Origin of the sequence: Paenibacillus sp. FSL H8-0261 (assembly GCF_045040645.1) — a bacterium.
Taxonomy (GTDB): domain Bacteria; phylum Bacillota; class Bacilli; order Paenibacillales; family Paenibacillaceae; genus Paenibacillus_AQ.
In genome coordinates this window covers 5,871,710-5,885,903 of the sequence record NZ_CP150297.1, presented here as the reverse complement: position 1 = coordinate 5,885,903, position 14,194 = coordinate 5,871,710, and the positions used below count along the sequence as shown (strand labels likewise).

Sequence of the window (14,194 nt, the reverse complement as noted above, 5' to 3'; positions counted from 1 at the left end):
AGAACGTTTCTTTGGCATTATCCGCCGGAGGGAACGTTCTTCTTTTTTGTCTTCTTTCCGAATACCTTAAACTAAGTGGAGGTGGCTTGACCTCTACGTAAGGTGGGAGGGACTATCGCAATGGGGAGATTAAGAAAATGGGGGAACCGAGGGCTAAGATTACCTGATCTAGGTCAGCTTCGGCTGCCAAAAATAAATGGGGGCGGGACGCCGAGGTTCTCTGGAAGAAGCTCCGCGTTCAAGTCAAAACCTAGTAGGGCAGCGGCAAGACCACAGAGTGCACGCTTTGAAGCTAAGCGAAGTAGAAGTCATATGAGATCATCCAGTAGGGCAGAGAGAAAGATGACCGTTTCCGGCGGAAACACGCGTAAGCCAAGAAGCCGGCGCAAATTTTGGTTGATTGCATCCTTGGTATTGATTGTGCTTGTACTACAAGCACTGCGATACGTGGAGCTGCACATGAAGCCACCTATCTTGCATTTAGCGCAAATTCGTGTGAAGCAGATCGCAACAGAGTCGATAAATAAAGCGATCACATCACAAGTTGCGAACGGAGGAAATGCGGAGGAACTAATTGATTGGAAGACCGATAAGAACGGGAAAATATCAGGCTTTATGTTGAACTATGCGGAGCATATGCGTATTACTTCGCAAGCAGCAGAGGTAATCCAGACCACGTTGCAGGATTTGCATAATCAGACAGAATATATTCCGCTCGGTCAGGCACTAGGTAGTCCTCTCATCGCCTCTTATGGACCTGATATCCCGATCAAGATTGAACCGCAAGGTGCTGTTAAGGTTGAACTCAGCACTCGCCAGCAAAATGCCGGAATCAATATGATTTTAGTTGAGGTCTATATCCATATTGTTACGGAGGTAGCGGTGGTTATTCCTTTTGACATGGAACCCCAAGTAGTGGATACGGAAATTCCTGTGTCATATTTGATGGTCGTCGGAGACGTGCCTATGTATTACTACGATAATCAGGGTCAGCCTGTCGGAGCTAATGGCAGCAGTGCCCCTGGAATTGCTATTCCTGCACCATCTGTAAGTGGAGATAAAAATGGAGTATCAGATCAGAGCAAGGATACCCCTGGGAATAGCCAAGAGGATAGCAATTCATCACCAGCTGCACCCAATTCTTCGAATACAGGCGCAGCTCATACAGAAGAAGGCGGCAAAGGTGTAAATGGAGGGAATTAAGGGATATCGTGCTTAACCGCTCATAGACTATAGGTAGAGTTGCTTTAAATAAATGGAGCGTGAGTCCAAATGTCACATGAATCGCTGAATATGGAACGCTTGGCAGGGAGATATGGTTTCCTTGAACGTGCCGGACTTTTACCCTTGCCAAGTGAAGATGGGATTTCTATTGTAGTTGAGCTTAGCCGTATGGAATGTGCCAGGGTCTGTTTACCCCTGTTGCTGCGCTACTCAGGAGTGGCTGTGCGCATTATTGCTGTTTCAATGACGCCCGATTTCCCCATGGAGGTATTAGCAAGACAGTTCTCGCCAGAGGAACCAGTGCTCTTCCTACCCTATGAGAAGGAGGAGTATATGCCCAACCTAGCTCTGGCCCATATCGAGACCACCTTTGCTGTTCTGCTTGAAGATTCGATTATGGTATCGCCTGGCTGGTTATGCGAGTTAATGTGGGCTTCCTTTGATGATGCTTCCGTTAGAGTCATTGCTCCGCGTTCTTCTACCGAGAGGGGGGAAGGGAAGAAACGGCTTCACTTTGGTACTCATCATGAATTAGCTGAGCATGTAAGCTACAGTCTTGGGCGGTATCAAGGCGAATGGCGCGAGGTGGAAGTGCTAACCGGATCTTGTCTTCTATTCACTAAGGAATTGATTCAGCGAATTGGCGGCTTTGACACCTCGCTTCAAGCGCGGCATCTCATGATAGCTGACTGGTGTCTCCGAGCGCGGCAGATTGGAGCGAAACTGGCACTGAGTGAAGCTGTGTATGTTCATGCTATTCAGTCACTGGATAGATACCTGAGAACGAAGGACGAATCCAAACAGACGAATGGCTGGCAGACATACTACAAGAAATGGGCACTTGAAAGCGGGATAGAGAACGAAGGACTTTTAGTACCGCCTACTGAATCCTTAAAATTTCCACAGCCGGTTATACCATTGGGCAGGATACCCTTAGCTTCTCCGTTGGTAACGGCCATAGTGTATTGTGATGAAGCTTGGGATTGTGATGAGCTGAAGGAGCAATGGATAGCTGCACGGGAGCAGCAGAGCTACAAGTATATTCGCTGGATTTGGATCAGAGATACTTTGCTGGACGCTGCTCCTGAGTTTCCAGTTAGCGAACATGATGTAGTGATAACGGTTCATGGTGAGGATGGATGGTTACGGGCGTTAAAGAACGCATCTGCATTATATGAGAGTGAGATCATTCTGTATTTGTCCACTTCTATCCAATATGAGAAACGTTATATTGAGCGGGTGGTGAAGGCCATAACCCAAGGCTCCGCTGATCTGATCGTAAGTTTATCGACTGAAATGGAGGAAGCGGGGGTTCATTTGCTTGCAGGGGGAGATTCAGCGCTCACTCTACCTCTTGAACGTGTTGCTTACAAAGGAGGGATCGTGCCTGGGATGATTAGCAATAGGAAGTTTACTTCCCGTCAATTGCTGCTTCACCCTAATGCCTCTCTGGTAATAGGCTATATTGGGGATTTGTCCGATTCCAAGGAGGCACACCCATGAAATATTTAATTCTAAGCGGAGGTTCTTGGGAGGACTACGAATATAAAAGATTGCTAGAACTTCTTCCCGACCGGGAAGGGGTCTGCTTTGCTGGACGAATGACCAATGAGCAGCAGACTAACAATCAGATTAGGGCAGTTGCGGCTGCAGATATTTATTCTTTGAACATGAAGCAATACACGATTCTTGTCTCTTCTCCTTATTGGCTCTCAGAGGTTCTCTCCTTGCAGGCAGCTTATGTAGTGGCTCTACTAGAACGTTGTCCGGAAGAAGAAAAGAAGTGTTTATGGGATAAATACAGCGGTTTGCTTGGCGCAAAAGCTGACCTTGTAGCCACCCGATCTGAACGGATATATCTAGAGCAGAGCTTACGCAGGGAAGGTGTGCTCTATCTCGGCGGGGATCAGCAGGAATCCTATGGAGCTACCTTTCAGGGAGATCGGCTGTATTTTCTTACGGATTATGAGGTGCTGTGGAGGAAGGCCATAGTGAACTTGTGGCAGGATTCAACGATATCACCTGCTGATTGGGTTATTATACAGCTTGAGTTGCGGGCGGACTATTACATTTCCATGTGTGCTAAGCTGCCCAGTCAACCTGTTGTACATTACTTGGCAGCTTCCTATCTGTACTTGTTGGGGGATTCCGTAGCAAACCGCTATCTGACGCAATCTTTTGAGCTCATGGTGCTGTATGAATATTTAGATTGCCTTCATTCACATTTTCGCTTTTTTTCGGCTATAGAGGGTAAGACTGGGGATTTGGAAACTGCTGTTCAACAATATACGATTACGGCATTTACAGCTGAGGAGAAGCGGGATGCGGAAATACAGCGGGGCTGGCTTCACTCCGGGCAGTACGAACTTGTCCGGGCAGAGCTGTTTCGTTTGAATGAGGATGAAGCTGCGGCAGTACGGATTCTGAGTTCGCTCACTACCTCAGAGGCAAAGATGTTATTGATTCAGAATTATATTCGGACCTTCCTATGGGAGAAAGCGCTAGAGCTTCAGCAAGATTTGGAGGGAAGTGTTGATGGGGTTATAGAAGGCACAATACACTTGCTACATGGCAGACGGCATGAGGCTATACGCAGCTTCTTGAATGCGGCAGGGCAAGACAATCAGGCGTGGCCGCTTTTATCAGAGATGGCAGATCTAGAAGAGGCGGTAAAACGATTGAAAAGGAGAGTGGAGGGATGAGTAGTCATAGATGGCCTCTCCGCAAAACAGCAGGTAACCGCTTGACCGCTATGATGCAGGTTCGAAACGAAGCTGGAAGGTATCTGGAGCAGGTACTTGAAGAACTGAGTGAGTTCGTGGATGACATTGTAGTTGTTGATGATGGAAGTACAGATCACACGGCACAGTTATGTCGTTCTTTTGCCAAGGTTACGAAGCTTGTGACACTAGAGACCTCCTTGTTTAATCGGGAGTGGGAGCTAAGGCGGATATTATGGGATTTGGCGGTATCTACGAATCCGGATTGGCTCCTGTCTGTAGACGCTGATGAGTTCTATGAAGAGGCAGCTAAACGGGAGATGAGACGGCTGATTGATCAGGATGTTTATGACTGGGTATCTTTCCGGCTATTTGATTTCTGGGGGGGCACCACCCATTATCGTGAAGATGAACATTGGAATATCCATACGAAGCATACTCGTACACTTGTCCGATATTTGCCGAATTTTCATTATTTCTTCCCGAAAATGGATCATCATGTTCCTAGGCTGCCGCTTTCTTACTCTGTATTGCCGGGTTTTCTTGCCGAACTGCGGGTGAAGCATTATGGATGGGCGGTTCCGCCGGAAGAGCTTCGACTTAAATATTCGCGTTATATGGAGCTTGATCCAGAGGGGCGCTGGGGGAGTCTGGAGCAGTACCAGTCCATTCTAGATGAGCGGCCCCATTTGATCGAATGGAAAGAATAGTTCTCAAATCCGAATCTGCCAGTCGGTTAGGTCTGACTGGCAGATCTAACGAGCAGCCCCCATAGGATTTGACCTGTGGAAATCCCATGGGGATAAGCTTTTGCCGCGAGTATGAGCTTGTAGTATGAGAGACCGACTGCAGCGGTAGTTCCCCCGATTCTGCCCAAAGCCATTTCATCTGATTGAGTGATCTTTGGAGTTTCCCCACAGGAGCAAGCTATTGCCACATATAATAGCCATTCGGCGCAGTCCGACGAGGCATTATAATGAGGGGTTTGACTGAGATAGATGGAACACCACTGTTTCTTTACGGGGGTAGGAGCCTCAAGCAATCCATAGTATAAGGGCTGCGGCAGCTTGCACCACTGGAATAAAGAGCCCTCTGATTGTCGATAAAGCGATAATACACTATCCCAAGCACCGACCTGAAGCAGTAATTGCATAGCGTAGCTCAGATCAGGAAGAACAGGCTTAATGTCAGAACGGCTTGTTATGATATGATGAATTGTTAGCATCCCCGGTCTGTATGGCGATATGGAGATAAGCCACTTCATGGCTGATTCAGTATCTCCAGCACGGCAAGACAAAGCCCAGAGATAACCGAGTATAGATGAACGTTCGGAAAGAACAGATGGATTATGAAGCAGCTGCTCAAGCGGTGCGAGAGTGTGTGCCCCCTCTTGCTGCTGAGTACAAGCAAGGAAAGCCTGCACAATGGTTTGAACGGCTAGCGGTAGCTGCGAAGCAAAAGAGAGAGTGACCAGCCATTCAAAGTCACGAGCATTGAGCGCCGCAGGCACAAGATAGCCTAAGGTAATTGGTGAAAGAGCGTGGATATGGCAGCGGGTCAATGCGATCAGACTTAACCTCTCTCCGGATAGCAGGCTTAGTGGGACAAGCTGTTTCCACGCATCCGTATAATCTGGTTTGAATTGTATAGCAGCCTCGTAGTGTTTCCGCGCGTTTGGATATAGAAATAACTTCTCGCATACTCTGCCCGCTAGTAGTTCTGTTCGATACGTTCCACTTCCCGAAGAAGATGGATATGGATGTGCTGTATCTCCGCTCTTCAGTGCTTGCTGCAAGAAGTGTCTAGCTTGTCTAAGCTGTCCTTGTTCGAGCAACAAAGCAGCATAGCCCTCTAATAAATCAGTGAAATCAGGAAACAATAAGCTCCCCGCATGAAAGACTTCCTCAGATTCCTGCTGCCTGTTACATCGTTGTAAGGCATAGGCAGTCTTTAGATAAATATCGGAGGCATACCCGGATTGGGTTGGAACATCAGCGAGTAATGGAAGAAGTACATCTGCCGCTGCATGATATTGTTCCTGTTGATAATGCTCTACCCCTAGTGCATAACGAAGGATTAGATGGTTCGGTTGAAGCTGCAGACCACTATTGATGAGAGCTAAATTGCGCTGGTATTTATTTTTGTGCTGTAGTTCATCCTCTAAATAACCGTAGTGATAAATACGCAATTCAGCGTAAGCAATTTCCCCCGCAGGAAGCTCCCAAATGCTGCTAGCCGTCTCCTCATGAATGATTCCACGAAAGATGATTCTTTCATCGTTTCTGAACAAGCGGCAGACATGATCGGTAACAAAATCCGCTTTAGGGGCGTCACCGATATAGTGGATAATGGGTAGCCAATATCCGTGAATATGCGATGCGTCCAGCAGGTGCTGGAGCTGCTCCCTCCTCCAATGATCTACAGCCTCATCGGCATCAAGTACTAGAATCCAAGAGGAAGTTGCATGCTTCAGACTTAGGTTTCGTGCTTTCGAGAAATCATTCTCCCAAGTCATATCGATGATCTTTGCACCGAACTTAGTTGCTATGTCTATGCTATTATCCTCAGACCCGGTATCCACAATGATGATTTCTGATACGATTCCTTGCACAGAGGACAGACATTTCTCCAAGTGTTTCGCCTCATTCTTAACGATCATACAAAGTGTGATATCGGGTGTGGTCATAGGAAACGTCCCTCCTATTCTGAAACTTTGGGAAGCGGAAGAGCTAGGCGTACTCTTTTGACCGCTGGTGAATAGGTAGCAGAAGAGGATAGTGAAGCAAGCAGACGATCCGCTAACACAATCTGTGAACGCCCCTGCTCAGATGCTTGATTAAATGCCACTTCTATAGAAATGGGCTGCTCTGTGGCATTTATCAGCTGTGCGGCTGCTTCATTACATCCCTCAGTCTGTAATAATTCTAGGAGAATCCTGTTATTAGTCACTGTGTAGTCTGGCAGATGAGCGTGGAACCAACCGTAAATCTCACTCTCACGACCTGCACATTTCAGGGCTCGTAGTAGCCGGGCAATGACGGGAGTAGGTTCGGGATGAAGCTGTGCGGTTTTGGTGTAACAAGCAATGGCTTCGGTCTCATCACCCATCTCTTCACATAATTGACCCAGCATATAATAGGTTAAAAATGAACCGAATCCAGCCTCAGTATGGTAGCCGGGAGGAGCAGCTCCGATGATCAGCGCTTGTAGCAACGCTACTTTGGCTTCTGCAAAGGCACCTAATTGTAAGAGTAGAGCCCCTTTGATATGAGCTAAGTCTGGGTAATCCGGATGTGAGCTAATCCCACGGTCACAAGCTGCAAGCGCCCCAGGGTAATCTTTTAATTCTGCAAGCGAGCGAATTTCATATTTATGCAGCAGGTGGATGTAGCTTGTATCAGGCGGTGCCTCTTCTAGTGATTGTTGGATATGTTTTAGAGCAGGTTGATACTCCCCCAAACGCATATACTCAACAGCCATATTAAAATGGTGGAAAGGATCTTTAGGATTTAACCTTAGCTGCTCTTTCAGCAGCTCGACATTTCGTTTGATTTTATCTTTCTTGACCACTACCCCTTCTGCGTAACCATAATGATGGATGACTACAGTGGTCAAATGCATCGGTGCCTGGGGTGTAGCTGTTATGATAGCCTCAGCGATCTGTTCGTGAATAATACCGCTAAACCGGTACTTAGGGCGATTACGAAACATCCGAATAATCGGATTGACGGTGATCGTCTGTGAAGCGGGGGTTAACCCTTTATGATTATGAATGCGTAGGAAAAATGCCTCGTACTCCATATGCTCGGCACATAGCAGTAATTCTCCCTTGCTCTCCTCACTTAATTCCTCATCTCCATCTAGAACAAGAATCCATTGTCCATGGGCCTGCTGGAGACCTGCGTTGCGGGCAGCAGCAAAGTCGCCGCTCCAAGGGTGTTGTATGATTTTGGCTCCGAAACTTAGGGCAATTTGAACTGAAGCGTCGGTCGATCCAGTATCCACTATAATGATCTCATCGACGACTCCCCGTACGCTTTTTAAACATTGGCTCAAGCTATCTCCTTCGTTCTTAACGATCATGCATAAGGAAATTAGTGGCTTTCTTCTTGAACGGTTCATAGGGATGACCTCTTTTCGTTCTGACGGAAGCTCCACTGAGTGTGCCAAGGTGTACGATTCAGCAAGGTAATGGATTTACGGATAGCTCCGATATCCTCCTGCAAGGGGCCATGAGCATGGGCATCCTTTAAACTTTGTAGAGCGTCTTCCATACTCAGCTTCGCTTGCTGAAGATAACAGAGGGATAAGCCGATCCTTGCGAATTCATGCTCAGGCTCTTGTTCCAGCGCTTGCTGAAACCATTCACTGGCTTCGGAATAATGCCCTTTGTCAAAGATCATCTCACCAATATAAAAAAGCACGCTTGCATCGGCGATCTTATCACGAACAAGTACAATAAATTCCTCTCCTGCGGCCTGCCAATTCCCTTCTTTATATAATGCTGTGGCAAATTCAGATCGATAAGCAGGGAACAGGTCCACTAAAGTATGACTAAGTGTGAGCTGATGCAGCTTTACGGATTGCCCGATGAGGTCGGAAAGGAATGAGGAATATATGTGATCTACCTCTATTTCTACCGGACATGCCACTTGTTGGCGTTGGGATCGCTCAATGTATTCCAGTCCAGAACGAAGTTCACCTGATATATGGTTGAGCAAGTCCTTTTTAAATTCTCCATATCGTTCCCATTGGCAAATGGCCCAAAGAGTATACCACTGCTTTTGATGCTCTAAACCAAGGTGATCTTGGGAAGCTAGTGAGGTCATCTGCCCTATAGCTGTACCCGCGTCTTCTAGCTTGCCGGTGATGATGAGTGATGAGATGATTCTATAAGCAGTATCCAATTCCAATGGAAAAATATCTCGGGATAAGGTAGCTATGGTCTCATAAGCATTTATCTCATATAAACTTTCAATGATCGCGGATCTACTGATTGAGGTAGTTGGGGGAACGAGTTGGATCAGTAAAGTGGCGATTTCCTCATCGGGTACAGCTAAGCGTTGAAAAGCAGCAGCAATCCCCTGCAAGGCGGGCGTATATAAAGAATGGTGTTGAAGTGCACGATGAAAAAATCTCGCAGCATCCTCAAGAAGACCAAGCCGCTGTGAGATTAAACCCATCCGGTATAGGGGGCGAAAGGTAGTCATTCCTTGTTCACATACATATTTTCCGCTAAGCACCTCATGCTCAGGAATGGACTCCGCATGTTGATAAGCTAATAGCGCACGTTCCAAAAGGCCTTGGCTCTCCAAAGATTGCCCTAACAAAAAATGCAAATCAGGATAGTCGCCATAACGCTCCAGTTCAATCATCAGCAAGGGGTCAATCGCATTCATTTTTCCTTGAGCATGATAAATTTTACAGAGATCCCTAATCATCGTAGGACGATAGGAAGCTTCGAGTACTACATGGTGAAGGCCTTGACGAAGCAACGTCTCAGCTTCCAGAAGACGACCGTCCTGACAGAAGTTTACTGCCAAATTATAGGAGTGGAAAGGATCATCCGGATATTCGGTTAAAGCGAGGAGCAGCAGGTGTCTATTTCGATTGATTTTATCTTTTCGTGTCATGATTTCAGGTAAATATCCAAAGTGTATAATCTCAAGTTGACTGTGCTCAATCGCCGAGAAGTTATGTTTGCTAAGGATTGAAGTGTCAATTCCCTCATGAATTCTTCCACTATATTGATAACCCTGTCCATTTCGGAATAAGCGGACTGCACTGTGTTTTACCTTATCTTCAGGTCGTACACCAACCCAATTATCAATGTTTACTGTAAAAGCCTGAGCTTGTGTGTTCTGCAGAAGGCTCCGGAGTTCTGTAAGTGGGGTCTGCAAGCACTCATCGGCATCAAGAATAAGAATCCAATTTGTTGAGGCATGAACGAGCCCTTCATTACGAGCTGCCGCGAAATCGTCTGTCCATTTCCGTTGGAAGACTCTAGCCCCGTGCGCTTCGGCAATAGCTATGGATTCGTCGGTAGAGCCCGTATCGATCATCACAATTTCGTCAGCACCAGCTACGCTTGCGAGACAGTGAGGCAGGAGATCAGCTTCATCTTTTACGATGAGGTGGACGCCAAGCGTAATATTATTCACGGTTGTTCCTCCTTGGAAAGCATTATGTGTTTGTTGCACATATGTATAGCTGCTGACACAAGCATAAACGCCTTCGGCGTCCTTATAGTTAAAGAAAAAGCACATGGATATCCATGTACTCTTTCTTGTTACAACATATGATGGTCATTTGGATTACGTGCCCTGAGCATTGAAACTTACATTGATCGTGGATGCAGAGCCTGAATTGGCTGATTGATAGGATAGGCGGGTATATTTCAGGAATCTGGCTGGCACTATGACATCGATAGAGCCTGCTGCTAAAGGATTATCCCCCGTGGTATCGACGAAATAGTTTGTTCCATCAGCACTGATTTCCACACGTGTGTTGACCGGATTTGCCCCAGTATTGTTAATGAAGAAGGAATACGTTCCCAGTACGCTCGTAGTAACGGCTGGTAGAGGTGTATAGGTGTTAGCAGTCGCAATACCTGTAGTGGTCTGTTCTATAAAGCTGCGTTGTGAAATAGAAGTGACACTACTAAGTGTACCAGCTGTGATTGTAGCTCCGAGCACACTAGTGATGGTGCCGTTAAGGATGTTGGTGACTGTACCTGCGGAAGATAGAGTACCAGCTGTGATGGTGGCACCGAGTACGCTGGTAATGGTGCCGTTTAAGATGTTGGTGACTGTACCTGCAGAAGACAAAGTACCGGCAGTAATCGTAGCTCCGAGTACGCTGGTGATAGTCCCGTTAAGGATGTTGGTGACTGTACCTGCGGAAGATAGAGTACCGGCAGTAATCGTAGCTCCGAGTACGCTGGTGATAGTCCCGTTAAGGATGTTGGTGACTGTACCTGCGGAAGACAGAGTACCAGCTGTGATGGTGGCACCGAGTACGCTGGTAATGGTGCCGTTTAAGATGTTGGTGACTGTACCTGCTGAGGACAAAGTACCCGCGGTGATGGTGGCTCCGAGCACGCTGGTAATGGTACCGTTTAAGATGTTGGTGACTGTACCTGCGGAAGATAGAGTACCAGCTGTGATGGTAGCTCCGAGCACGTTAGTGATGGTGCCGTTTAGGATGTTTGTAACTGTTCCGGCGGATGATAACGTACCTGCTGTTATGGTTGCCCCAAGCACACTAGTGATTGTACCGGCGGTAATGGTAGCTCCGAGCACGCTGGTAATGGTGCCCTCAAGGATGTTAGTAATAGTACCTGCGGAGGACAAGGTACCGGCAGTAATCGTAGCGCCGAGCACGCTAGTAATGGTGCCGTTAAGGATGTTTGTAACTGTTCCGGCGGAGGACAAAGTACCCGCGGTGATCGTAGCACCAAGCACGCTAGTAATGGTGCCGTTAAGGATGTTTGTAACTGTACCTGCGGAGGACAAGGTACCCGCAGTAATCGTAGCACCAAGCACGCTAGTAATGGTGCCGTTAAGGATGTTGGTAACTGTACCTGCGGAGGACAAAGTACCCGCGGTGATCGTAGCGCCGAGCACGCTGGAAATGGTGCCGTCAAGGATAATCGTTGTTAGATTTCCGCTTGGATCTGTAGTGAGTGGATGATCAATCAGCGAGGCATCCCGGCCGAATATAAGCGTTCTTAGATTATCAGGATTCGCTTGAAAAGAGCTATAGTTAGGCAAAGTTCCTCGTCCTTTCCTTATAAATGATTGAGTTATACCAAAAGACTGGGCTTGGACGTATACACAATCTTGCTTGCCAATACCTTTTGAATATAGCGTGGAGGCGGAGACTAACAGGGTGATCTCCCTGATTCTTAATTGTGTAAGAGATCATCGTTTTAGCTCCGCTTTTTTTTGTTTTATTTTGCTGCGCTTTTTAAGCTCCAGGTCGTTATGGATTTCATTCACTTCCTACGGGCTTTCTGGAACTCAATCCATGAAAAGGCCCAAACCGTCGTTTGAGCCCTGAGCCTAAATAAACCGCAGTCCAATAAGCTGCAAACCGATAGGGACAATCCTTAGCCATTCGAATGGTGTGATATTAATATATGGTGGGAAATAGGGGGTGATTGGGCAGAGAAAGCAATATACGCACATTCCCACAACCTGTTACTGAGTGTGGCATAAAATAGAATAAGCTTAAGTAAGGGGGGGATAACTCATGCCGAACGACTCAGTATTCAATCAGAGTAGCCAGCCACTTTTTACAGAACAAGTCAATACGTATGTTGCACCTGGTATAGATTCAGCTCCTGAGGGGGGAGCAGCTAAGGCGGGGTTATTGTTTGGAATCCCATTTACTTCTACGGTAACGACGGCTGCCCCGTTAGTTATTCAGATTAGTAATCCGGGAGGAAGCGGACGTACCTTATATGTATCCCGTGTTACTGCCAGTTCAGCGACGGCGGCGGTTACTTTATCACTACTTCGGAACGCTACGGTCACCGGAACCACCGTTACACCGATTAATTATAATTTTGGCAGTGCGTTAACCAGTGTTATGACGGCAAGAACCTCTACGGCTGCGCCTACTGGAGGTCCGGCTACTCTAGTATCTCTATTGCTGGCGGTCGGTCCGGTCATTGTTGATTTTACTGGACAAATTGTTGTTCCTCCCGGAAATTCCATCACTACCTCCGTAACGATTGCATCGGGGTCATCAGCGGCGACAACGTCTATCAGCTGGTGGGAATATTAGAAACAGGAGGGGATAAATATGCCTAATCAATTTGTATTTAACGACAACGATCAACCGCTTTATGTGGATATGGTGAACACCTTCCAAGCGCCAGATATTAGCGCGCCGCCTGAAATAAGCGCTTCGCAGGCTGCAGTCTTGTATTCAACTAACATATCCGCGTCTAGTTTGGTCGTACTTAGTCTAATCTCCGCAATCGCTTCTATTCGGATTAGTAATGCTTCAGGCAGTGGGAAAACTGTTTATATCTCACGTATAAGCGGCAGTATTGGCGGTTCTTCTCTACTATCCGCAATGTCGGGTAGCTTTACAATTGTAAAAGGAGGGACGGTAACTTCACCAGCAATCTTAACGCCAACGAATAATAATTTGGGCAGCTCGGCGACGAGTGCGATGACCGTTCAGTCTTCCACAGCAGCCATTAGCGGGGGAACGATGCTTTTCAATTATCAATTGGCACCGGGGGCTTTCACACAGAACTTTACGGGCAGCATCATTGTCCCGCCTGGGACTGCTATTTGTGCTAACGTAACCTCATCCAGCTCCGCCGTAGGTTTAACGATTACCTCAGCGTTGGGTCTTCTTTGGTGGGAACATTAGCGTTCTTGCTGCGAACCATTCACAGAGCTGAACCTTGACATCACTTGGGTTGAGGTTTTACATAAAAGGGTGGAATGTATAGAAAATAAAGGGGATTGGCATTATACAATAAAGTTGCATGTCAGATTGGAATGTGAAAAGAGGGACAATTATGGAAAGTTGTTTATTTATTCATGGCTTTACCGGAGGTGAGCATGAGATCTCTCCCTTGTCCCAGTTTATGGAGCAGCATAATTACCGTTCCAGAACGTTTACCCTGAAAGGGCATGGGGGGAGCAGGAATGATTTATTGCATTCGGATCGACATGATTGGCAACAGAGTGCTGAAGATGAATTGACAGAGCTGTTAAAGACGGATGAAGGTGTTCATCTGATCGGCTTTTCTACCGGTGCCCTTATTGCTTCACATCTTTCTGTACGGTATAAACCCTGGATCAAATCCCTTACTTTATTGTCCACTCCCGTATTTCCGCTGAATCCTGTGGAGATTCTTAAGACTCTTGGGAGCTTTTCCATGCTAAAAACGTATATTAATAAATTCACTTCAACGCCCCCAAGGGCGACGAGAGAGTTTCAACGATTGGTCCGGGAGAGTTTTTCAATCTATCCGCATATTGAGACTCCAACCTTGATCGTGCAGGGTAAGCGAGATCATTTGGTTAAGACTCGAAGCGCTGACTTCCTGCAGCATACGATTCCTACAGCCCAAAAACAGGTGATAATGGTGGATAACAGTGGTCATATGGTTTGTCATTGTGAAGATAAGGACCGGATTATGAATGAAGTACTGCATTTTATTCAGAGTGTAGGAAGCTAAGCATATAAGGTGAATAATGAACCCCAAAGAGCCCCCAATAAGG

At 46.8% G+C, this 14,194-nt stretch carries 11 protein-coding genes; 7 read left to right on the top strand and 4 right to left on the bottom strand.

Going from position 1 to position 14,194, the window contains the following annotated elements:
• Positions 1-120 precede the first annotated feature (120 nt).
• The 4 genes from yunB (at position 121) to MHI27_RS26160 (ending at position 4,654) form a co-directional block, all read left to right on the top strand.
• Positions 121-1,203 (top strand): sporulation protein YunB, encoded by a 1,083-nt coding sequence (gene yunB, locus MHI27_RS26175; RefSeq protein ID WP_371915736.1) that lies wholly within the window; start codon positions 121-123, stop codon positions 1,201-1,203.
• 69 nt (positions 1,204-1,272) lie between these two features.
• Positions 1,273-2,727, top strand: a complete 1,455-nt coding sequence (locus tag MHI27_RS26170) for a glycosyltransferase family 2 protein (protein WP_405175004.1) — start codon at positions 1,273-1,275, stop codon at positions 2,725-2,727.
• Positions 2,724-3,926 (top strand): hypothetical protein, encoded by a 1,203-nt coding sequence (locus tag MHI27_RS26165; protein WP_405175003.1) that lies wholly within the window; start codon positions 2,724-2,726, stop codon positions 3,924-3,926. The genes MHI27_RS26170 and MHI27_RS26165 overlap by 4 nt, the downstream gene beginning before the upstream one ends.
• Positions 3,923-4,654 carry a glycosyltransferase gene (locus MHI27_RS26160; RefSeq protein ID WP_076285275.1) on the top strand — a complete coding sequence of 244 codons (732 nt, stop codon included), beginning with the start codon at positions 3,923-3,925 and terminating at the stop codon, positions 4,652-4,654. Before MHI27_RS26165 ends, MHI27_RS26160 begins: the two co-directional genes overlap by 4 nt.
• A gap of 26 nt (positions 4,655-4,680) precedes the next feature.
• Here the strand turns inward: MHI27_RS26160 and MHI27_RS26155 are convergent, their stop codons facing one another.
• The 4 genes from MHI27_RS26155 to MHI27_RS26140 all read right to left on the bottom strand — a co-directional run bounded on the left by MHI27_RS26155 (position 4,681) and on the right by MHI27_RS26140 (position 11,716).
• Complete coding sequence (locus MHI27_RS26155; protein WP_405175002.1) at positions 4,681-6,630, bottom strand: glycosyltransferase; 1,950 nt, start codon at positions 6,628-6,630, stop codon at positions 4,681-4,683.
• A gap of 14 nt (positions 6,631-6,644) precedes the next feature.
• Complete coding sequence (locus MHI27_RS26150) at positions 6,645-8,066, bottom strand: glycosyltransferase (RefSeq protein WP_405175001.1); 1,422 nt, start codon at positions 8,064-8,066, stop codon at positions 6,645-6,647.
• Positions 8,063-10,105, bottom strand: coding sequence for a glycosyltransferase (locus MHI27_RS26145; protein WP_405175000.1), 2,043 nt, complete (start codon positions 10,103-10,105; stop codon positions 8,063-8,065). Before MHI27_RS26145 ends, MHI27_RS26150 begins: the two co-directional genes overlap by 4 nt.
• 153 nt (positions 10,106-10,258) lie before the next feature.
• On the bottom strand, positions 10,259-11,716 hold the full coding sequence (locus MHI27_RS26140) for a DUF6385 domain-containing protein (RefSeq protein ID WP_405174999.1): 1,458 nt from the start codon (positions 11,714-11,716) through the stop codon (positions 10,259-10,261).
• A gap of 481 nt (positions 11,717-12,197) precedes the next feature.
• Here MHI27_RS26140 and MHI27_RS26135 point away from each other — a divergent pair, with 481 nt between their 5' ends.
• The 3 genes from MHI27_RS26135 to MHI27_RS26125 all read left to right on the top strand — a co-directional run bounded on the left by MHI27_RS26135 (position 12,198) and on the right by MHI27_RS26125 (position 14,151).
• A complete protein-coding gene (locus MHI27_RS26135; RefSeq protein ID WP_042191654.1) occupies positions 12,198-12,734 on the top strand; it encodes a hypothetical protein in 537 nt (178 codons plus the stop codon).
• A gap of 18 nt (positions 12,735-12,752) precedes the next feature.
• Positions 12,753-13,334: a hypothetical protein gene (locus tag MHI27_RS26130; RefSeq protein ID WP_405174998.1), complete on the top strand. Its 582-nt coding sequence runs from the start codon at positions 12,753-12,755 to the stop codon at positions 13,332-13,334.
• 151 nt (positions 13,335-13,485) lie between these two features.
• A complete protein-coding gene (locus tag MHI27_RS26125) occupies positions 13,486-14,151 on the top strand; it encodes a carboxylesterase (protein ID WP_042191649.1) in 666 nt (221 codons plus the stop codon).
• The last annotated feature ends 43 nt before the right edge of the window (positions 14,152-14,194 follow it).